Source organism: Ramlibacter sp. (assembly GCF_036676645.1).
GTDB lineage: Bacteria > Pseudomonadota > Gammaproteobacteria > Burkholderiales > Burkholderiaceae_C > Ramlibacter.
Genome location: NZ_JAKFCM010000087.1, coordinates 64,180 through 84,366, shown reverse-complemented (window position 1 = coordinate 84,366; position 20,187 = coordinate 64,180). Strand labels below are relative to the sequence as shown.

At 69.8% G+C, this 20,187-nt stretch carries 19 protein-coding genes; 11 read left to right on the top strand and 8 right to left on the bottom strand.

Annotated elements, in window-relative coordinates; all coding sequences use genetic code 11:
* The first annotated feature begins 126 nt into the window (after positions 1 to 126).
* The gene (locus V6M57_RS12695; protein ID WP_332815361.1) at positions 127 to 561 is read left to right on the top strand and encodes a MarR family winged helix-turn-helix transcriptional regulator; all 435 of its coding nucleotides are present in this window, start codon (positions 127 to 129) and stop codon (positions 559 to 561) included.
* A 29-nt stretch (positions 562 to 590) separates the two neighbouring features.
* Here the strand turns inward: V6M57_RS12695 and V6M57_RS12690 are convergent, their stop codons facing one another.
* Genes V6M57_RS12690 through V6M57_RS12680 form a run of 3 tightly spaced genes read right to left on the bottom strand, consistent with a single transcriptional unit; the run spans position 591 to position 3,792 of the window.
* Positions 591 to 917, bottom strand: a complete 327-nt coding sequence (locus V6M57_RS12690) for a 2Fe-2S iron-sulfur cluster-binding protein (protein ID WP_332815360.1) — start codon at positions 915 to 917, stop codon at positions 591 to 593.
* An 11-nt stretch (positions 918 to 928) separates the two neighbouring features.
* On the bottom strand, positions 929 to 2,407 hold the full coding sequence (locus tag V6M57_RS12685) for a glutamine synthetase family protein (protein ID WP_332815359.1): 1,479 nt from the start codon (positions 2,405 to 2,407) through the stop codon (positions 929 to 931).
* Entirely contained in the window at positions 2,404 to 3,792 is a 1,389-nt protein-coding gene (locus V6M57_RS12680) for a Rieske 2Fe-2S domain-containing protein (RefSeq protein WP_332815358.1), read from the bottom strand. The genes V6M57_RS12685 and V6M57_RS12680 overlap by 4 nt, the downstream gene beginning before the upstream one ends.
* 55 nt (positions 3,793 to 3,847) lie before the next feature.
* On the opposite strand from V6M57_RS12680, the gene V6M57_RS12675 reads away from it, so the two are divergent.
* The 3 genes from V6M57_RS12675 to pgeF are packed head-to-tail and all read left to right on the top strand — an operon-like array spanning position 3,848 to position 6,040.
* Complete coding sequence (locus V6M57_RS12675; RefSeq protein ID WP_332815357.1) at positions 3,848 to 4,570, top strand: GntR family transcriptional regulator; 723 nt, start codon at positions 3,848 to 3,850, stop codon at positions 4,568 to 4,570.
* Positions 4,571 to 4,607: 37 nt separating this feature from the next.
* Positions 4,608 to 5,249 (top strand): maleylacetoacetate isomerase, encoded by a 642-nt coding sequence (gene maiA / locus V6M57_RS12670; RefSeq protein WP_332815356.1) that lies wholly within the window; start codon positions 4,608 to 4,610, stop codon positions 5,247 to 5,249.
* A 23-nt stretch (positions 5,250 to 5,272) separates the two neighbouring features.
* The gene (gene pgeF / locus V6M57_RS12665) at positions 5,273 to 6,040 is read left to right on the top strand and encodes a peptidoglycan editing factor PgeF (RefSeq protein ID WP_332815355.1); all 768 of its coding nucleotides are present in this window, start codon (positions 5,273 to 5,275) and stop codon (positions 6,038 to 6,040) included.
* Here pgeF and V6M57_RS12660 read toward each other — a convergent pair.
* Positions 5,972 to 6,286, bottom strand: a complete 315-nt coding sequence (locus V6M57_RS12660; RefSeq protein ID WP_332815354.1) for a hypothetical protein — start codon at positions 6,284 to 6,286, stop codon at positions 5,972 to 5,974. The two genes, pgeF and V6M57_RS12660, sit on opposite strands and share 69 nt — an antisense overlap.
* A 93-nt stretch (positions 6,287 to 6,379) precedes the next feature.
* Here V6M57_RS12660 and phaC point away from each other — a divergent pair, with 93 nt between their 5' ends.
* The 3 genes from phaC (at position 6,380) to phbB (ending at position 10,195) form a co-directional block, all read left to right on the top strand.
* On the top strand, positions 6,380 to 8,101 hold the full coding sequence (phaC, locus tag V6M57_RS12655; RefSeq protein ID WP_332815353.1) for a class I poly(R)-hydroxyalkanoic acid synthase: 1,722 nt from the start codon (positions 6,380 to 6,382) through the stop codon (positions 8,099 to 8,101).
* A gap of 100 nt (positions 8,102 to 8,201) precedes the next feature.
* Positions 8,202 to 9,386: an acetyl-CoA C-acetyltransferase gene (locus V6M57_RS12650; protein ID WP_332815352.1), complete on the top strand. Its 1,185-nt coding sequence runs from the start codon at positions 8,202 to 8,204 to the stop codon at positions 9,384 to 9,386.
* 71 nt (positions 9,387 to 9,457) lie between these two features.
* On the top strand, positions 9,458 to 10,195 hold the full coding sequence (phbB, locus tag V6M57_RS12645; RefSeq protein ID WP_332815351.1) for an acetoacetyl-CoA reductase: 738 nt from the start codon (positions 9,458 to 9,460) through the stop codon (positions 10,193 to 10,195).
* A gap of 59 nt (positions 10,196 to 10,254) precedes the next feature.
* Here the strand turns inward: phbB and V6M57_RS12640 are convergent, their stop codons facing one another.
* The 4 genes from V6M57_RS12640 to V6M57_RS12625 all read right to left on the bottom strand — a co-directional run bounded on the left by V6M57_RS12640 (position 10,255) and on the right by V6M57_RS12625 (position 14,351).
* Positions 10,255 to 12,165 (bottom strand): sensor histidine kinase, encoded by a 1,911-nt coding sequence (locus V6M57_RS12640; RefSeq protein WP_332815350.1) that lies wholly within the window; start codon positions 12,163 to 12,165, stop codon positions 10,255 to 10,257.
* Between the two features lie 165 nt (positions 12,166 to 12,330).
* Positions 12,331 to 12,738 carry an RNA-binding protein gene (locus V6M57_RS12635; RefSeq protein ID WP_332815349.1) on the bottom strand — a complete coding sequence of 136 codons (408 nt, stop codon included), beginning with the start codon at positions 12,736 to 12,738 and terminating at the stop codon, positions 12,331 to 12,333.
* Between the two features lie 127 nt (positions 12,739 to 12,865).
* Entirely contained in the window at positions 12,866 to 13,276 is a 411-nt protein-coding gene (locus tag V6M57_RS12630; RefSeq protein ID WP_332815348.1) for a hypothetical protein, read from the bottom strand.
* 139 nt (positions 13,277 to 13,415) lie between these two features.
* Positions 13,416 to 14,351, bottom strand: coding sequence for a LysR family transcriptional regulator (locus V6M57_RS12625; RefSeq protein ID WP_332815347.1), 936 nt, complete (start codon positions 14,349 to 14,351; stop codon positions 13,416 to 13,418).
* Positions 14,352 to 14,522: 171 nt separating this feature from the next.
* On the opposite strand from V6M57_RS12625, the gene dusA reads away from it, so the two are divergent.
* The 4 genes from dusA to V6M57_RS12605 all read left to right on the top strand — a co-directional run bounded on the left by dusA (position 14,523) and on the right by V6M57_RS12605 (position 20,164).
* Positions 14,523 to 15,521: a tRNA dihydrouridine(20/20a) synthase DusA gene (dusA, locus tag V6M57_RS12620; RefSeq protein WP_332815346.1), complete on the top strand. Its 999-nt coding sequence runs from the start codon at positions 14,523 to 14,525 to the stop codon at positions 15,519 to 15,521.
* 91 nt (positions 15,522 to 15,612) lie between these two features.
* Positions 15,613 to 17,970 carry a bifunctional salicylyl-CoA 5-hydroxylase/oxidoreductase gene (locus V6M57_RS12615; RefSeq protein ID WP_332815345.1) on the top strand — a complete coding sequence of 786 codons (2,358 nt, stop codon included), beginning with the start codon at positions 15,613 to 15,615 and terminating at the stop codon, positions 17,968 to 17,970.
* Positions 17,971 to 17,995: 25 nt separating this feature from the next.
* Positions 17,996 to 18,859 carry an enoyl-CoA hydratase family protein gene (locus V6M57_RS12610; RefSeq protein WP_332815344.1) on the top strand — a complete coding sequence of 288 codons (864 nt, stop codon included), beginning with the start codon at positions 17,996 to 17,998 and terminating at the stop codon, positions 18,857 to 18,859.
* A 153-nt stretch (positions 18,860 to 19,012) separates the two neighbouring features.
* Complete coding sequence (locus tag V6M57_RS12605; RefSeq protein ID WP_332815343.1) at positions 19,013 to 20,164, top strand: acyl-CoA dehydrogenase family protein; 1,152 nt, start codon at positions 19,013 to 19,015, stop codon at positions 20,162 to 20,164.
* Positions 20,165 to 20,187 lie beyond the last annotated feature (23 nt).

Sequence of the window (20,187 nt, the reverse complement as noted above, 5' to 3'; positions counted from 1 at the left end):
CGCGGTGGAAGAGCCGGCGGCGCGGCGCGGCGGAGGGATCGGGAAAATGGATGCTAAGCATACATATCATTGAGGTGGCGGGCAATCGGGACCGACCCGCAGACGTCGCTGGCTACACTCGCGCGCATGCCCAAGAGCTACGACTTCGAGCACGCACCCGGGTACCTGATCCGGCGCGCGCACCAGGTCGCGGTGGCGATCTTCATGGAAGAGACCGCCGAGCACGGCCTCACGCCGGTGCAGTTCGCCATCCTCAATGCGCTGATCGCCGATCCAGGCGAGGACCAGGTCACGCTCGCCGGCAAGGTGGCGTTCGATGCGGCGACCTTCGGCTCGGTGATCGGCCGGCTGGAAGCCAGGGGCTGGGTCCGGCGCGAGGCCGACGGCCGGGATCGCCGGCGCAAGCTGCTGTGGGTGACGGCCGAAGGCCAGGCCACTGCGCTGGCGATGAAGCGTGCGGTGAGCCGTGCGCAGCGCCGCATCCTGGGGCCGCTGGCCCCGCGCGAACAGGATCAACTGCTGCAGTTGCTGGCCAGGCTGGTGCACGGGCACGCGGCCTGACCGCGCAAGGCGCCCGGGCGCCCGCGCCCTCAGGTCTGCGTGGCCGGCAGGTCCACCGTCAACCCGTCCAGTTCCGGCGCCAGCTTGATCTGGCAGGACAGGCGGCTGTTGTCCCGGCGGGGCGAGGCGGTGAATTCCAGCATGCCGAGTTCGTCGCTGCCGGCGGGCGGCAATCGGGCCGGGAACGGCTCGCGCACGTACACGTGGCAGGTGGCGCAGGTGAGCAGGCCGCCGCATTCGGCTTCGATGCCGGGGGCATTGGCCGCCACGGCGGCCTGCATCAGGCTCTGGCCGGGCTTGCCTTCGACGGTGATGGGCGCGCCGCCGCCGGCGGGCACCAGGTGGACCTTGACCATGGGGTGGAATGTCAGAAGCGGCTGAAGTACTCGCGCCGCTGGAAGTCGGCGTTGTCCTCGGCCTGCAGGTGGCGCTGCTGTTCCGATTGCTTGACGGTGCAGAAGTAGTCGACGAAGGGCTGGCCGAAGCCTTCCACCATCACCGCGTCGGCCTGCAGCGCTTCCAGCGCGTCGCCCAGGCTGGTCGGGATGCGCTCGCCCGAGCCCCCGTACGGCGAGTCGGTGGCCGAAGGCGCCTTCAGGTGCTGCTCGATGCCGTCCAGCCCGGCGTGGATCTGCGAGGCCAGGTACAGGTAGGGGTTGGCGGCCGGCTCGCCGATGCGGTTCTCGATGCGGGTGGCCCTGTCGCCGCACTCGCCCACCACCCGCAGCATGGCGCCCCGGTTGTCGCGGCCCCACAGCACCGACTGCGGCGCCAGCGCGTTCGGGCGGAAGCGGCCGAAGCCGTTCACCGTCGGCGTGCAGAACACCGTCATCGCGCGCGCATGCGCCAGCAGGCCGGCCAGGTAGTTCTCGCCCACCTCCGACAAGGTGTGGGCGGCCTCGTCGGCCAGGCTGCCCGGAGCGGGTGCCTCGCGCACGAAGGCATTCCGGCCCGTCTGCGCATCCACGAGCGACTGGTGCAGGTGCCAGCCGCTCGACATGATGTTCGGGAAGGGCGGGCGGCACATGAAGGTGCCGTGGTAGCCGGCGCGGCGCAAGGCCTGGCGCACGCCGTTGCGGAACAGCACCATGTTGTCGGCGGCGGCCAGCGCGTCGGTGACGTCGAACACCGCCTCCACCTGGCTCGGGCCCAGCTCGATTTCCAGCGACAGCAGCGGCAGCCCGAGCGACTGCGCCGTGTGCTGCACGATGCGCATCGGCTCCTCGGCCAGGTCGTACCAGTTCTCGGTCAGCAGGTTGTAGCCGGGATGGATCAGGCTCACGGCAGGAGGCAGGCCGGGCCACGTGGCCAGCTCCGGGTCGAGCTGCGCCCGGGTGTCCTCGATGCGGTAGATGTGGAATTCGATCTCCAGGCCGCAGCGCATCCGGTAGCCCGCGCGTTCGAGCCGCTGCAGCGCGCGCTGCAGCACGCGCCGCGTGTCCAGCTCCACGGGCTGGCCGTCCTGGAACCAGGGCTGGGCGCGCAACCAGCCGCTGCCGGGCGACCACGGCAGGTCGCGCAGGCTTTCCGGGTCGGGCAGCAGCACCAGGTTGTTGGCGAAGCCGAAGCCGGGCAGGGTGGCGGTGCCGCCGGGCTCGAACACCTTGTAGGCGGTCCGGTCCGAGGTGTCCTTGAGCATCAGCGTGCTGACCATGCCGACGCCTTCGTCGAACGCGCGGCGCGCGGCCGAGGCGACCAGCGTCTTGCCGCGCGTCACGCCGTGCAGGTCGCACCAGGCGACGCGCACCAGTTCCAGGCCGTCGGTGCCGATCTGCCGCGTGGCGCGCTGGGTCGCCTCCTCCCGGGCGGCGTCGTGCAGGCAGCAGCGCTGGGCGAACGTCGTCATGCGGTCTCCGCCGCGGCCGTGGCCTTCGCGATCCAGGGCGCGCCGTCGCGCTTGGCCTGCACGCGGGCCTGCGACCACGTCGCCCACTCGCCGGCCGGCGCGATGCCGTCGACCGTGTCGGGCCCGACCATCTGTGCAGCCAGCGCCGCATCGGCCGCGCCGGGCGCGGTGCCGCCGGCCTGCACGGTCTCGATCGCCTTGAGCAGCATGCGGCGGTTGGCCATGATCACCTTGTCGGTGGTGCCCAGGTGCTCGCGCGTGCGGTCCTGGATGGGGCCCATGCTTTCCACCGCCCACTGGTCGTGCACGTTGATGTCTTCCTCGCCCATGCCCAGGTAGGTCTGGGAGCGCTGCTCGTCGGCATTGAAGCCCCAGTTGTTGTGGCGCCCCGACTTGGGGATGTAGTCGGGCAGCGAGACGAACTGCAGCCGCTGGTTGCGCATCGCCTCCTTGTCCACCGGGCCGGCGAAGCTGGTGAAGATGGAGTACCAGTAGGTGTGGGTGTCGTCCACCGGCACGTGCATCTGGGTGATGGTGAGCGTCTCCGACAGCGGGATCACGAAGGTGTGCGGGAAGATGGCGTTGGTGATGCGCACGTGCGTGAGCTCGTCCGTCATCGATCGCAGCGCCGTCAGCCGCAGGCCCCAGGGCTGCGGCTCGAAGCTGATGTCGGGCTGGCAGAACTCGCGCAGGATGCGCGTCATCGGCCAGCGCTCCCCGCCGGCCGCCTCGCCCGCGCTGGCGCTGCGGAACTGCTTGCCGGCGGGGTTGTCGCCAATGGACTCCAGGGGGGCGTCGTTCAGGAAGCGGTGCAGGAACGAGGGATGGGCGGGATCGATGCCGACCTCGAAAGCCTGCAGCCAGTTGGCGTTCCAAAGGCCCTTGAAGGCGAAGGTGTGGGTGGCCGGCGCCGCGAAGCAGTCGAACTGCGGGAAAGGCGGCGGCTCGCTGCCGGGCTCGCCGAACCAGCCGAACAGCACGCCGCTTTTCTCGACCACCGGGTAGTGGCGCTGGCGCACGCGTTCGCACAGCTTGCTGCCGGCCGGCTCGCCGGGGGTTTCCAGGCAGGCGCCGGTGGCATCGAACTTCCAGCCATGGAAGGGGCAGCGCAGGCCATCGCCCTCGTGGCGGCCGAAGGACAGGTCGGCGCTGCGGTGCGGGCAGTCGCGGTCGAGCAGGCCCCAGCGGCCCTGCCCGTCACGGAACAGCACCAGGTCCTGCCCGAGCACGCGGACGGCCTTGACCGGACGCCCGCCCATGCGCGGGTCCAGCGCCGGATCGAACTCGTCCACCAGCGCGACCGGTTGCCAGTACTGCCGCATCACGGCCCCGCAGGCCGTGCCCGGGCCGACGCGGGTGATCAGTTCGTTCTGTTCTGCCTTCATAGCCGTCCTTCCAAAACGGTATCCCAAATCGAAAGTTCAGTGTACAGTTCGATGCATGAACCTGCAAGAGACGGTGCTGATGCAGCTGCGGGACCTGGTCCTGCGCGGCGAGTTCGCACCCGGCCAGCGCCTTGCGGAGCAGCAACTGGCCGAACGCCTGGGCGCTTCGCGCACGCCGGTGCGCGCGGCGCTGGTCACGCTGGAGCAGGAGGGATTGCTCGAGGTCAGCGGCACCGGCAAGTACCTGGTGCGGCAGTTCACCCCGCGCGAGGTGGCCGATGCGATCGCCGTCCGCGGCCACCTGGAAGGCATGGCGGCGCGCCTGGTGGCCGAGCACGGCGTCTCCCGCCAGCTGCAGATGGACCTGGAAGCCTGCCTCGCGGACGGCGACCGCCTGCTTGCTGCCAACCCGCTGGGCTACGAGAACTACGCGGGGTACGCGGCCATGAACGACCGCTTCCATGCGCTGGTCCTCGAAGCCAGTGGCAACCGGGCGCTGCAGCGGGCGATCGCCATGAACAATGCGCTGCCGTTCGCGCCCGCCTCCGCGATGCTGCCCATGATGTCCACTGCCGAGCAGGACCGCGAGTGGATGCTGTACGCGCACCGGCAGCACCACATGCTGTTCGACGCCCTGCGGCGGGGCGAGGGCGCGCGCGCGCAGGCGCTGGCGGTGGAGCACACCGAGGTCGCGCAGATGAACATGCGGCTGGCGCTGGAGCGCCGCAGCGAGACCGAGCGCGTGCTGCCGGCGATCCGGCTGGTGGTCGGCGGCTGAGGCCGCCGTCGCGCGGGCCGGCGGTATGCTCGCCGCCATGAAGCTGCACAACTACTTCCGATCCTCCGCGTCGTTCCGCGTGCGCATCGCGCTGGCGCTCAAGGGCCTGTCGTACGACTACGTGCCGGTGCACATCGCCAGGGGCGAGCACAAGCAGCCGGGCTACCTTGCGGTGTCGCCCTCGATGCTGGTGCCCACCCTGGAGACGGACACGGGCGAGCAGCTGGGCCAGTCGATGGCCATCATCGAATGGCTGGACGAGACCCACCCGGCGCCGCCGCTGCTGCCGCCGGAGCCGCTGGGCCGTGCGCAAGTGCGGGCGCTGGCGCAGCTGGTGGCGTGCGAGATCCATCCGCTGAACAACCTGCGCGTGCTCAAGTACCTGGTCCACGAACTGAAGGTCGGCGAGGACGCCAAGAACGGCTGGTACCGCCACTGGGTGCGCGAAGGCCTGCTGGCGTTCGAGCGCGAACTGCAGCGGCTGCCGCGGGGCACCTATTGCCACGGCGACACGCCGACGCTGGCCGACTGCTGCCTGGTGCCGCAGATCTTCAACGGCAAGCGCTTCAACGCCGACTTGTCCGGCCTGGACCGCACCATGGCCGTGTTCGAGGCCTGCATGCAGCATCCCGCCTTCGTCAAGGCGCAGCCGTCCAGCTGCCCGGACTACGAGGCCTGAGCCAGCTTCAAGCGGGTGCGAACGTGATCGTTCCCGACTGGCCCGCGCCGCCGAACGTCGGCAGCCTGCTGTCGCTGCGCGAGGGCGGCGTTTCGCGCGCTCCCTTCGACAGCCTCAATCTGGGCGACCACGTGGGCGACGACCCGGCGGCCGTTGCAGAGAACCGCCGGCGCTTCGCTGCAGCGATCGCGGCCCGCCCGGTGTTCCTGCGGCAGGTGCACGGCAACCGGGTGGTCCGGCTCGATCGCGCCAGCAAGGACGGACTCGAGGCCGATGCCTGCTGGACCCGGGAGCCCGGCGTCGCCTGCACGATCATGGTCGCCGACTGCCTGCCCGTCCTGCTGGCCGATCGTGAAGGCCGCGCGGTGGCCGCCGCCCACTGCGGCTGGCGGGGGCTGGCGGGACAGGAGGGCCGCGGCGTGCTGGAAGTCCTGTGGGAGTCGTTCTGGCCGCAGCTGGCCGCAACCCCCGGCGAGGCCGCGCCGCGCACGCTGGCCTGGCTGGGCCCCTGCATCGGGCCGGGCGCCTTCGAAGTGGGCCCCGAGGTGAAGGCTGCCTTCGAGGCGTCGTCGCCCGGCGCCTCCATGCGGTTCCGGCTCGCGCCCTCGGGCCAGTGGCTGGCCGACCTGCCCGGCCTGGCACGCGACCGGCTGCGCGCGCTGGACATCACCCGCCACTACGGCAACGACGGCAGCGCCGACTGGTGCACCGTCACCGATCCCTCACGGTTCTTCTCGCACCGGAGGGACCGCCGCAGCGGCCGATTCGCCGCCAGCATCTGGCTGGCCTGAGGCGGTCACCTGCCGCTCCTGCTGGGCCCGGCGCCGGGCCTGCTCCTCGCGCTCGGCCTGCTCGCGTGCCCTGATCGCCTTCTTGCGGGACGGCGTGGCCATCAGGTAAACCACCAGTGCCACCGGCAACACGCCATAGAGCAGGAAGGTGAAGATCGCGCCGAGGACGCTGCCATTGGTATTCGAGGCTTCGGCCACGGCCATCATCAGGGCCACGTACAACCAGCCTATGACGACGATGTACATCCGCCGACCTTGGTGGAAATGTTGCGGTGCAACATCAATGATGGAATACTCGGGTTAACCCGAACGAATCAGACAAGAACACAGGAGGCAAGCATGCATTCTCAGACAGACTGGACCGCCATCGCCCAGCGCTTCCAGCAGGACCTGGGGGACAGCTGGAGGAAGGCCATGGAAGCGTTTGCCGGCGGCAAGGGCCTGGAGGCATTCTCCGGGCTGGGGCCCGGCGCCGCCACGGGGCAACCGGTGCCGCAGATCCAGTTTTCCCCGGACAAGCTGGCGGCCTTGCAGCAGGCCTACCTGAGGGAAGCGGCGGAACTGTGGAACCACGGCCTTGCCGGTGCAGCCGCGGGCGACAAGCGGTTCAGTTCCGAAGCGTGGGGCAGCAATCCGCTCGCCGCGTTCAGCGCGGCGGCCTACCTGCTCAACGGCCGCACGATGCTGGGCCTGGTGGAAGCGGTGGAAACCGATCCCAAGACCAAGGCGCGGCTGCGCTTCGCCGTCGAGCAGTGGATGTCCGCGTCGGCACCCAGCAACTTCCTGGTGCTCAACGCCGAGGCGCAGCGCAAGGCGATCGAGACGCGCGGCGAAAGCATCGCGCGGGGCCTGCAGAACCTGCTGAGCGACATCCAGCAGGGCCGTGTCTCGATGACGGACGAGAGACAGTTCGAGATCGGCCGCAACGTCGCCACCAGCGAGGGCGCGGTCGTCTTCCAGAACGAGCTGATCCAGCTGATCGAATACAAGCCGAGCACGGCCAGGGTGTACGAGCGGCCGTTCCTGGTGGTGCCGCCCTGCATCAACAAGTACTACATCCTGGACCTGCAGCCCGACAACTCGCTGATCCGCTACCTGGTCGAGCAGGGGCATCGCACCTTCGTGGTGAGCTGGCGCAACCCCGGCGAGTCGCTCGGCGAGACGACCTGGGACGACTACGTCGGCGACGGCGTGCTGGAGGCGATCCGCGCGGTGCGGGAGATCGGCGGCGGCAAGCCGATCAATGCGCTGGGGTTCTGCGTCGGCGGCACCTTGCTGGGCACTGCCCTGGGCGTGCTGTCGGCGCGCGGCGACAAGCCGGTGGCCAGCGCGACCCTGCTCACCACGCTGCTGGACTTCAGCACCACGGGCGTGCTGGACGTCTTCATCGACGAGAACTTCGTTCGCATGCGCGAGGCGCAGATGGGCCGGCGGGGCCTGCTCAAGGGGCAGGAGCTGGCCTCGACCTTCAGCTTCCTGCGACCCAATGACCTGGTGTGGAACTACGTGGTGGGCAACTACCTCAAGGGCGAGACGCCGCCGCCGTTCGACCTGCTGTACTGGAACGGCGATTCCACCAACCTGCCCGGGCCGATGTACGCCTGGTACCTGCGCAACACCTACCTCGAGAACAACCTGGTCAAGCCCGGCAAGCTCACGGTCTGTGGCGAGAAGCTGGACCTGCGCCGGGTCGACCTGCCGGTCTACATCTACGGCTCGCGCGAGGACCACATCGTGCCGATCGACGGTGCCTACGGCAGCGTCCATGCGCTGCCTGGCAAGAAGCGCTTCGTGATGGGCGCATCCGGGCACATCGCCGGGGTGATCAATCCGCCCGCGAAGAACAAGCGCTCGTACTGGACCAACGACCAGCTGCCCAGGACCCATGCCGCGTGGCTGGAAGGGGCCAGGGAACACCCGGGCAGCTGGTGGCCCGACTGGATGGCCTGGCTCGAGCCGCACGCGGGCAGGCCGATTGCCGCACCCAGGCGGTATGGCAGGGGCAGCGCCTACCGGCTCATCGAGCCGGCGCCGGGTTCTTACGTGAAGGCCAAGGCCTGAGGGCCCCGGCGTTCAGGGAAACTGGAACCAGGGACCAGGTCAAGACGCGACACATCGAGCCTGGGCCCCTGGCCTTGGCCCTTCTTCAAGGAGAAAAGTCATGCAACAGGACATCGTCATCGTCTCGGCCGTCCGCACGGCGGTCGGCAAGTTCGGCGGCACGCTGGCCAGGACGCCGGCGACGGAGCTGGGCTCCATCGTGATCCGAGAAGCCTTGTCCCGCGCCGCGATCGAGCCGGCGCAGGTCGGCGAAGTGATCATGGGCCAGGTGCTGGCGGCGGGCGCGGGCCAGAATCCCGCGCGCCAGGCTTCGCTCAAGGCCGGCCTGCCCAGGGAAGTGCCGGCCATGACCATCAACGCCGTGTGCGGCTCGGGCCTCAAGGCCGTGATGCTGGCCGCGCAGGCCATCGCCTGGGGCGACAGCGAGATCGTCGTGGCCGGCGGCCAGGAAAACATGAGCGCCGCGCCCCACGTGCTGCTGGGCTCGCGCGAAGGCCAGCGCATGGGCGACTGGAAGATGATCGATTCGATGATCGTCGACGGCCTGTGGGACGTCTACAACCAGTACCACATGGGCGTGACGGCCGAGAACGTGGCTCGCCAGTACGGCATCGCCCGCGGTGCACAGGACGAGCTGGCGCTGGCCAGCCAGAAGAAAGCCGCTGCCGCGCAGGATGCCGGCCGGTTCAAGGACGAGATCGTGCCGGTCTCCATCGCGCAGAAGAAGGGCGAGCCGCTGCTGTTCGACGCCGACGAGTTCATCAACCGAAAGACCAGCGCCGAGGCGCTGGCCGGCCTGAAGCCCGCCTTCGACAAGGCCGGCAGCGTGACGGCCGGCAATGCCTCGGGCATCAACGATGGCGCCGCCGCCGTGGTGGTCATGTCGGCACGGAAGGCCGCATCCCTGGGCCTGGAGCCGCTGGCCCGCATCGCCGGTTTCGCCACCTCCGGGCTGGATCCCGCCACCATGGGCATGGGACCGGTGCCGGCCTCGCGCAAGGCGCTGCAGCGCGCGGGCTGGAACACCCAGGACGTCAACCTGTTCGAGCTCAACGAGGCCTTCGCGGCGCAGGCCTGCGCCGTCAACAAGGAACTCGGCCTGGACCCGGCGAAGGTCAACGTCAACGGCGGCGCGATTGCACTGGGCCACCCGATCGGCGCTTCCGGCTGCCGCGTGCTGGTGACGCTGCTGCACGAGATGCGGCGCCGCGAGGCGAACAAGGGCCTGGCCGCGCTGTGCATCGGCGGCGGCATGGGAGTTTCCCTCGCCGTCGAACGCGCCTGATTGGCTAGAGTGGCCTTCAACGGCCGCTCGCCACGGGCGGCCGGCTGTCGCACACCACAAGGAGAGAACGAATGGCACAGAGACTGGCGTACGTCACTGGCGGCATGGGCGGCATCGGCACCGCGATCTGCCAGCGCCTGCACAGGGAAGGCTTCAAGGTCATCGCCGGATGCGGGCCCACGCGCGACTACGGCAAATGGCTGGACGACCAGAAGGCCAAGGGGTTCACCTTCCATGCGTCGGTCGGCAATGTCGGCGACTGGAACTCCACCGTCGAGGCGTTCAGCAAGGCCAAGGCCGAGCACGGGCCCATCGATGTGCTGGTCAACAACGCCGGCATCACGCGCGACCGCATGTTCCTGAAGATGACGCGCGAAGACTGGGATGCGGTGATCGAGACCAACCTCAATTCCATGTTCAACGTCACCAAGCAGGTGGTCGGCGACATGGTCGAGCACGGCTGGGGCCGCATCATCAACATCTCGTCGGTCAACGGCGAGAAAGGCCAGGCCGGGCAGACCAACTATTCGGCGGCCAAGGCCGGCATGCACGGCTTCACCATGGCGCTGGCCCAGGAACTGGCCGGCAAGGGCGTGACGGTCAACACCGTCAGCCCGGGCTACATCGGCACCGACATGGTCAGGGCCATCCGCCAGGACGTGCTGGACAAGATCGTCGCCACGATCCCGGTGCGCCGCCTGGGCGAGCCTGGCGAGATCGCCTCCATCATCGCCTGGCTGGCGTCGGACGAAAGCGGATACTCCACGGGCGCCGACTTCTCCGTCAACGGCGGCCTGCACATGGGCTGAGGGGCGGGCGCGCGACGCAGGCGCCCCGGAACGCGCCGGCCGTCCCCCCCGCCCCAAGGTCAACCTGGCGCCGGCGGTGTTGCCGTCGCGTGCGACCCCAGCCGCGGCAGCAGGAACAGGACCTTCACCCGCATGCCCGGGGCGGGCTCCGCCCATACGCTGCCTCCGTGCGCCTCGATGATCGAGCGGCAGATCGACAGCCCCAGGCCGGCGCCCCGGCCGTCGGTGCCGGCCTGCCAGAAGGGCCGGAACAGGCTTTCGAGGTCTTCGCGCGGCAGGGCCGGTCCACTGTTGGCTACGCTGAACAGCACGCTGTCGTCTGCAGCCTCGGCGCGGATCACCACCTGGCCGCCGCGTCCGGTGAACTTGAGTGCGTTGTCGAGCAGGTTGCCGAAGACCCGCAGCAGCCGGTTCTGGTCGGACTGGATGACCGGCAACTCGCCGATGGCCTGGATCTCCAGGCGGAGTCCCGCGTCGCTGAACAGGGGCTGCGCCTCGCGGGCGGCGGCTGCCAGCAGCTCCTGGGGCTGGACCGGCTCCAGTTTCAGCAGGGATCGGCCCGAGTCGGCGACCGAGATGGCCAGCAGGTCCTCGACCAGCCCCGCCATCCGTCCGGCGGCCTCGAAGATGGTGGCTGCCGCAGTCCTGCACTCCTCCACGCCCGGCATGCCGGCGAACTTGCGTCCCGCCATGGCGGCACGCAGCATGATGACGTTCAGCGGGTTGCGCAGGTCGTGGGCCACCACGGCCAGCAGCTTCTCGCGTTCGCGGACGGCGGCACGCAGCTGCTCCTGGGCCTGGTGCAGGGCCGTCACGTCCTGGTTGACGGCCACCGCGCCGGTGACGCGACCGCCGGCGTCCAGGAGGGGAGCCGCCCAGTTGAGGATGGTCTTGAAGGAGCCGTCGAAGCACTGGATCCGGATCAGCTCGCCGTGCGACGTCTCGCCACGACGCACCGCCCGGGCCACCGCCCACTCGTCCGGTGCGATCGCCTTGCCGCTGTCCAGCCACCAGGCGCGATAGTGCCCGAACTGCTCGGGCCCCACCTTGTGCAGCCCCTGCCAGATCCGCTCGCCGGCCGCATTGCCGTGCGTGATGCGCCCTTCGGCGTCGGCCACGTAGAGCCCCACCGGGGCCAGGTCGAACACCGTGCGGAACAGGGCCTCGGCGCCCAGCTGCCTGCGTTGCGCCTCGAACAGCGCCGTGATGTCGTCGTTGATCGCGATCCCGCCCATGATGCTGCCGTCCGGGCCGCGCAGGGGCGCGGCGGAGTGGATGATGGTCCGCATCGATCCGTCGAAGGCCTGGATGCGCAGGATTTCGCCCGTGGATGTCTCGCCGTTCAGGACCGCCCGCGCCATGCCCCGCTCGTGCGCGGCAACAGGTTCGCCGGAATCCTCCCGCCAGGCCTTGTAGAGGCCGTAGTCCGCCGGACCGACCTTGCGCTCGCCGCCCCAGACGGCGCGGCCGGCCGGGTTGCTGCGCAGGATGTTGCCGTCCCGGTCCGCGACCCAGACGCCGACCGGCAGCAACTCGAACACCGCATCCAGCAGGCGCTCGTTGCCGCGCACCTGCTGCTCCAGCTTCCGGCGCGCAGTGAGGTCGCGCACGAAGGCCTGCCATTGCCCGTCCGGCAAGATGTTCGCGCTGACCTCCACCGGGATCCAGCGACCGTCCTTGTGGCGAAGCTCCCACTCGTCGACGTGGGTGCCTCCTTCGCACATGAGCTGTCGCGAGCGTTCCAGGCGATCGGAATCGCCCGGAGGAATCAGTTCCCGGATGTGCATGCCCACCAGCTCCTCGCGCGAATAGCCGAGCATGCGGGCAGCCGCACCGTTCGCGTAGGTGTACCGGCCTTGCGGGCTGGCGACGAACACGCCGTCCGGCGCGAGCTCCAGGAGGCGCCGGATGGCATCCTCGCCAAGCCCTGCAGGCGAAGGGGATGCGATGCGATCGAGTTGTGCGTCCATGCGTCGCAAGCACAAGCGCGCCGGGGGGCGGATGCCCGAAGCTAACGCGCGCGGCCCCTGCTGAGCGAGGCGCTTTCCGGGCCTCGCTTGAGCATGGTCAAAGGGCCCGGGGGGCCGGATGCCTGCGAAGCTCTTCAGTCGTGCGCCCTGGCGGGCGCCGACGGTTCAGGCCAGGTCCTCGATCACGAGCCGGCGGTAGCGCTGCGCATGCGAGGGCCGGTGCCGGCCTTCCAGCGCCTTCATCACGCGCTCTGCGGTGTCGTTCTCCGGCGCGTGGATCATCAACGCCCAGTGGCCTTGGGCGGCGAGGTGGCCGAAACGGCGGATGGTGTCGCCTTCGGTCCCGGCCGAAGGCAGCGGCATGTCGCCGCTGCCGACCGTGCGCACCACATCCGCCATCATCACCTCCGGCGTGATCAGGCTCAGCTCGCCTTCGCCGATGCCGCCGGCGACCAGGGCCTGCCCGGCAGAGCGGGCCGCTTGCTCGTCGGGGAACATGGCGATGATGTGGCCGGTCGGGTAGAACTGGCCCCGCAGATTCAACAGGTCGGGGCTGAGCTCGAAATTCTTCATCGGGGCCTCCGTGGTCTCGCAACCAACGGAGCCATTGCACCCGGACCGCGGCCGGCCGGGTGTCGGCAGGCGCGGGGCGCCCCTGTAGGAGCGCGCGCACCGGCCGCTGCGGCCGCGGTGCGCCGTGTCACTGTCGCGGCTGCGTGGGGGTGGCCAGGCTGCCCCAGCCCCGGCGCGACAGCTCGAAGGAGCCGCTGTCCTCGCCATACAGTGCCGCGGTCTTCATGCGTTCGCCGTCCTGCAGGTAGGCATTGCGCACGGCGCTGCGGCTCATGAGTGCCGTGCCGCCCGCACCCGCTGGCCCAGCCGCGTAGCTGGGCAGTGTGAACACGCGCATTCCGGCCGGCTCGTTGCTGCGCGTGGCCGAAACACGGGAAGCCTCGCTCATCACTTCGGCACGCGAGCGCGTGCTGCTGAATGACTGCGCGCGGTCGGCGCCCGGGGCGATTTCGTCGGCCCCGGCGGGCATCGAGGCCAGCCCGGCCGTGGCTGCCAGCAGGGCGGATGTCATCAGCGGGAGCAATCTGGGTTTGTGCATGGCGCTTCCTTTCGGAGGTGGACGGAACGCCCGCCTGACAGGCATGTCCGACGGCGCCGCACCACTGTAGGAGTGCACTGGCAGGCCGGGAATGCCATTGGCCGCACGCCCCCATTGCTGATTCCGCAACGACGCTTCGTCAATGGGGCCGGCCGGCGGCGGCCACGCCCTGCAGCATGCTGTCGCGGGCGTGCGCGACCAGGAAGTCCAGGAAGGCCCGCGTGCGCGATGGCAGGAACTTGCGGCTGGGCAGCGCTGCCACCAGCACGAGGCGCGCGGTGATCCACGGCTGCAGCAGGCGCTGCAGGCGGCCGGCGGCGATCAGCGGGACCAGCAGGTCGGACGGCTGGCTGCTGATGCCGGCGCCTTCCAGCGTGGCGCCCAGCAGCGTGTCGGTGTGGTTGGCGGTCATTACCGGGACCACGTCGATTTCCTGGGCGCTGCACCGGCCGGTCGGATCGATCAGCCGCAGCGGCCCGGGTCTCCCTCCGGGCAGTCGCAACTGCAGGAACCGGTGCGAGGGGAGGTCCTGCGGGCCCTGCGGCTCGCCATGGCGCTGCAGGTAGTCCGGCGAGGCACAGAACACGGCCTCGCTCAGCAGGAGCGGCCGCACGATGGCGTCCGGGTCGATGCGGACGGAGCCGCTGAGCACCGCGAGGTCGTAGTCCTGCACCGCCGGGTCGGGCGAATCCTCGACCTGGATGTCCACCACCACCCCCGGATGCACGGACTGGAAGCGGGCCACGGCCGGACCCAGCACATGGCTGGCCGCCACCGGTGGGGCCAGCACGCGGATCGTGCCGCTCATGGCGCGCGTGTGGATCTGCACCAGCGACTCGGCTTCCTCGATCTCGCCCAGGATGGGCCGCAGCCTTTGCAGGTACTCCTCGCCCGCGTCGGTGAGCGAGAGCCGGCGCGACGAGCGCTGCAGCAGGCGCACGCCCAGGTGCTGTTCCAGGTCGCTGACCAGGCGGGTGACCACCGCCGGCGCCATGTCCAGCTTGCGGGCTGCAGCCGCGAAGCCGCCGGTGCCGACCACCTGCTGGAACACCTTCATCGATTGAAGCCGATCCATATGCTCCCGCCTGGCAGCCCACAGGCGAGTGATTATTCGGGAAAGGCCGGTCCGGATCCGTCTTGACGAATGTCGAAACGCGCCTGACAAGCGTGTTGCGCGCGGCCGCGCTGCGGCTTTGCGGCCGGATGGGCAGGGCGGCCGCTCGCAGCGCGGACAATGGCGATTCCCATGACCATCGCCCCCCTTTTCCTCGACCGCGCACGTCGCCTCTGCGTCGCTCCGATGATGGACTGGACCGACCGCCACTGCCGCTACTTCCACCGGCTGCTGAGCCCCCACGCGCTGCTCTACACCGAGATGGTGACCACCGGCGCGCTGCTGCATGGGGACGTGCCGCGCCACCTGGACTTCAATGGCGAGGAGCACCCGGTTGCGCTTCAGCTCGGTGGCAGCGAGCCGGCCGAACTGGCGCAGTGCGCGCGGCTCGGCGAGCAGTGGGGCTACGACGAAATCAACCTCAATTGCGGCTGTCCGAGCGAGCGGGTCCAGCGCGGCGCCTTCGGTGCCTGCCTGATGGCCGAGCCGGCGCTGGTGGCCGACTGCGTCAAGGCCATGGTCGACGCCGTGGGCGTGCCGGTCACGGTCAAGCACCGGATCGGCATCGATCGGGACGAGCGGTACGGCTTCGTTCGCGACTTCGTCGGCGCCGTGGCCGAGGCGGGGTGCCGGGTCTTCATCGTCCACGCGCGCAATGCCTGGCTCAAGGGACTTTCGCCCAAGGAGAACCGCGAGGTACCGCCGCTGCGATACGAAACGGTGCACCGGCTCAAGCGGGAATTTCCGCGGCTGCAGATCCTGGTCAATGGCGGCCTGACGTCCACCGGGCAGGTGCGCGGGCAACTGGCGCACCTGGACGGCGCGATGGTGGGCCGGGAGGCCTACCACAACCCCTGGTGGCTGGCTTCGTGGGAGCACGACTTCTTCGGGGCGGAGCCCAGCGCCCGCAGCCGCGACGACGTCGAGGCCGCCATGGCCGACTACATGGTGCGCCATGCGCGCGAGCACGGCACCCCGTGGAGCGCCATCGCGCGCCACATGCTGGGCCTGCGCAACGGGCTGCCCGGCGCGCGTCGCTGGCGCCAGGTGTGGAGCGACCATCGCCTGAAGGAGCGGGACCCGCGCGAGGTGATGGACCTGGCGCACCGGCCGGCAGCGCTGGCCGCCTGACGACGTCCGGCCTGGCGTTCGGCGCGCACGCGGCGCTTGCCGTTCCGCCCAAATGCTTTAAACTTAAATTATCCAGGCTTGGAGTATCCGGATGAAGATCGTCTGCATTGGCGGCGGCCCCGCGGGGCTGTACTTCGCGCTCCTGATGAAAAAGCAGGACCCGCGCCACGAGATCACCGTGGTCGAGCGCAACAAGCCCTACGACACCTTCGGCTGGGGCGTGGTGTTCTCCGACCAGACGCTGGGCAACCTGCAGGCGGCCGACCCGCAGACCGCCGGCGAGATCCTGGGTGCCTTCAACCACTGGGACGACATCGAGGTCAACATCCGGGGCGAGCGCATCCGCTCGGGCGGGCACGGCTTCTGCGGCATCGGCCGCAAGCGCCTGCTCAACATCCTGCAGCAGCGCTGCGAGCAACTGGGCGTGAAGCTGGTGTTCGAAACCGACGTGCAGGGCGACGAGCAGTACCCGGACGCCGACCTGATCATCGCCAGCGACGGGCTGAACAGCCGCATCCGCACGAAATACCAGGCCACGTACCAGCCCGACATCGACGTGCGCCAGTGCCGCTTCGTCTGGCTGGGCACGCACAAGCTGTTCGAGGCGTTCACCTTCGCCTTCGAGGAAACCGAGCACGGCTGGTTCCAGGCGCACGCCTACCAGTTCGACGGCGACACCTCCACCTTCATCGTCGAGGCGCCGCAGGAGGTCTGGGAGAAGGCCGGCATCGACCGCATGGAGAAGGAGGAGTCGATCGCCTGGTGCGAGCGCCTGTTCGCGAAATACCTGGATGGCCACAAGCTGATGTCCAACGCGACCCACCTGCGCGGTTCGGCCCAGTGGATCCGCTTCCCGCGCGTGGTGTGCCGCACCTGGGTGCACCACAACGGCCGCCAGCCGGTCGTGCTGATGGGCGATGCGGCGCACACCGCGCATTTCTCGATCGGCTCGGGCACCAAGCTGGCGCTGGAGGATGCGATCGAGCTGGCGCGCTGCATCGGCAAGGCCGGCGGCGACCTGAACCGGGCGCTGGTCGACTACGAGGCGGTGCGCAGCGTGGAGGTGCTGAAGATCCAGAACGCGGCGCGCAACTCGACCGAGTGGTTCGAGAACGTGGCGCGCTACGTCAACTTGCCGGCGCCGCAGTTCGCCTATTCGCTGCTGACCCGCAGCCAGCGCATCAGCCACGAGAACCTGCGGCTGCGCGACAAGGGCTATGTCGAGAGCTACGAGGACTGGATCGCCCGCGCCTGCGGCGTGCAACGCGCGCCGGCCGGCCAGCCGGTGCCCCCCATGTTCACGCCCTTCGGGCTGCGCGGCACGGTGCTGAAGAACCGGGTCGTGGTCTCGCCGATGGCGCAGTACCTGTGCCAGGACGGACAGCCGGCCGACTACCACCTGGTGCACCTGGGCGCGCGCGCGATGGGCGGCGCCGGCATGGTGGTGGCCGAGATGACCTGCACCTCGCCCGATGCCCGCATCACGCCCGGCTGCCCGGGCCTGTGGAACGAGCAGCAGCAGGCCGGCTGGAAGCGCATCGTCGATTTCGTGCACGGCTTCTCCGACGCGAAGATCGCGATGCAGCTCGGGCATGCCGGGCCCAAGGGGTCGACACGCGTGCCCTGGGAGGGCGAGGACCAGCCGCTGGCGTCCGGCAACTGGCCGCTGCTCTCCGCCTCGCCCGAGCAGTACATCGACGGCGTCAGCGACTGGTCGCGCGCCATGACGCGGGCCGACATGGACCGGGTGCGCGACGACTTCGTGCGCGCCGCCCAGCTGGCGGCCGGCGCGGGCTTCGACTGGCTGGAGCTGCACTGTGCGCACGGCTACCTGCTGTCCAGCTTCATTTCGCCGCTGACCAACCAGCGCACCGACGAGTACGGCGGCTCGCTGGAGAACCGGCTGCGCTATCCGCTCGAGGTGTTCCGCGCGATGCGGGCCGTCTGGCCCGAGCAGCTGCCGATGTCGGTGCGGATCTCGGCGCACGACTGGGTGGAAGGCGGCATCACGCCCGGCGACGCGGTGGCCATCGCCAGGGCATTCAAGGCGGCCGGCTGCGACCTGATCGACTGCTCCTCCGGCCAGGTGAGCAAGAAGCAGAAGCCGGTCTACGGCCGCATGTACCAGACGCCCTTTGCCGACCGCATCCGCAACGAGGCCGGGATCGCCACCATGGCCGTGGGCGCGATCACCGATGCCGACCAGGTCAACAGCATCATCGCCGCCGGCCGCGCCGACCTGTGTGCCATTGCCCGCCCGCACCTGGCCAATCCGGCCTGGACCTTGCTGGAAGCCGCCAAGCTCGGCTACGGCGACGTCAAGTGGCCGGTGCAGTACCTGTCCGGCAAGGCGCAACTGGAGCGCAACCTGGAGCGCGAAAAAGCGATGGCGGCGCAGGCCGCCGGCCTGTCGCCGCTGGAACAGGCCAACCAGGCGCAAGGCGTCTGACCCCGAGCAAGCCAAAGGAGACCCGATGAACAGCGATCAGCAGGACCGCATCGACCCGGCACTCGTCGCCGGCAACCGCAAGCCACTGGCGGGCTACCGGGCCAGTCACTTCGGCTGGTCGGTCGAGGGCAAGGTAGCCACCATCACCCTGAACCGGCCCGAGCGCAAGAACCCGCTCACCTTCGATTCGTATGCCGAGCTGCGCGACCTGTTCGGCCAGCTGCGCTACGCCACCGACGTGCAGGCGGTGGTCGTCACCGGTTCCGGCGGCAACTTCTGCTCCGGCGGCGACGTGCACGAGATCATCGGCCCGCTGGTGCGACTGGAAGCGCCCGAGCTGCTGATGTTCACCCGCATGACCGGCGACCTGGTCAAGGCCATGCGGGCCTGCCCGCAGCCGATCGTGGCGGCGGTGGACGGCGTCTGTGCCGGCGCCGGTGCCATCGTGGCCATGGCGTCCGACCTGCGCCTGGGCACGGCGCGCAGCAAGACCGCTTTCCTGTTCAACCGGGTGGGCCTGGCCGGCTGCGACATGGGCGCCTGCGCCATCCTGCCTCGCCTCATCGGCCAGGGGCGCGCCAGCGAGCTGCTCTACACCGGCCGTTCGATGCCGGGGGAGGAGGGCGAGCGCTGGGGCTTCTTCAACCGCCTGTGCGAGCCGGAGGCCGTGCTCGCCGAAGCGCAGAAGCTCGCCGCCGACCTGGCCGCCGGCCCGACCTTCGCCAACGGGATCACCAAGACCATGCTGCACCAGGAGTGGGCGATGACGCTGGAGCAGGCCATCGAGGCCGAGGCGCAGGCCCAGGCCATCTGCATGATGACCGAGGACTTCACGCGCGCCTACGACGCGTTCGTGGCGAAGCAGAAGCCGGTGTTCGAAGGCAACTGACATGCACCGCCCGCTATCCCATGTCATCCCGGCGAAAGCCGGGATCCACCTCCCGCATGTCGCTCCTGCGCGGGTGATCGTCGGGAGATGGATTGCAGGTCAAGCCCGCAATGACACTCGCCGGGTCGAGCCCGCAACGACAAGGACCGTTGCATGAGCGACCGCAACTACCTCGACTGGCCGTTCCTGGAGCCACGGCACAAGGAACTGGCCCTGGCCCTGGACGACTGGGCCTCGCAGAACGTTCCGCACGCCCACGGCAAGGACGTCGACGCCGACTGCCGGGCGCTCGTGAAGTCGCTCGGCGCGGCCGGCTGGCTGCGTCACGCCGTCGGCGGCGGCCATGGCGCGGCGCCGGCGATCGACACGCGCGCGATCTGCCTGGTCCGCGAAACGCTGGCGCGCCACAGCGGCCTGGCCGACTTCGCCTTTGCCATGCAGGGGCTGGGCTCGGGCGCCATCAGCCTGCAGGGCACGGCCGGGCAGAAGCAGCGCTACCTGCCGCAGGTGGCCAGCGGCGAGTCCATCGCGGCCTTCGCCCTGTCGGAGCCCGAAGCCGGCTCCGACGTCGCCGCCATGCAGTGCAGCGCCCACATCGAAGGCGACCACGCGGTGCTGAACGGGGAGAAGACCTGGATCTCCAACGGCGGCATCGCGGATTTCTACGTGGTGTTCGCGCGCACCGGCGAGGCGCCCGGCGCGCGCGGCATCTCGGCCTTCATCGTCGATGCCGGCACGCCCGGCTTCGAGATCGCCGAGCGCATCGAGGTGATCGCGCCGCACCCGCTGGCACGCCTGCGCTTCTCCGACTGCCGGGTTCCGCTGTCGCAACGGATCGGCGAGGCCGGCGAGGGATTCAAGGTCGCGATGCGCACGCTGGACGTCTTCCGCACGTCGGTCGCCGCAGCCGCGCTCGGTTTCGCGCGGCGGGCGCTGGACGAAGCCCTGCAGCGCGCCACCACCCGCAGGATGTTCAACCAGGTGCTGGCCGACTTCCAGCTCACCCAGGCCAAGCTGGCCCAGATGGCGACCACCATCGACGGCGCGGCCCTGCTGGTCTATCGCGCGGCCTGGCAGCGCGACCAGGGGCGCAGCGTGACGCGCGAGGCGGCCATGGCCAAGCTGACCGCCACCGAGGGCGCGCAGCAGGTGATCGATGCCGCCGTACAGCTGTTCGGCGGGCTGGGCGTGGTGAGCGGCCAGCCGGTCGAAACCCTGTACCGCGACATCCGCGCCCTGCGCATCTACGAAGGGGCGAGCGAGGTGCAGCAGCTCATCATCGCCCGCGAGTTGTTGAAAGACTAGCTAACTCGGGGACGGATCTTCGG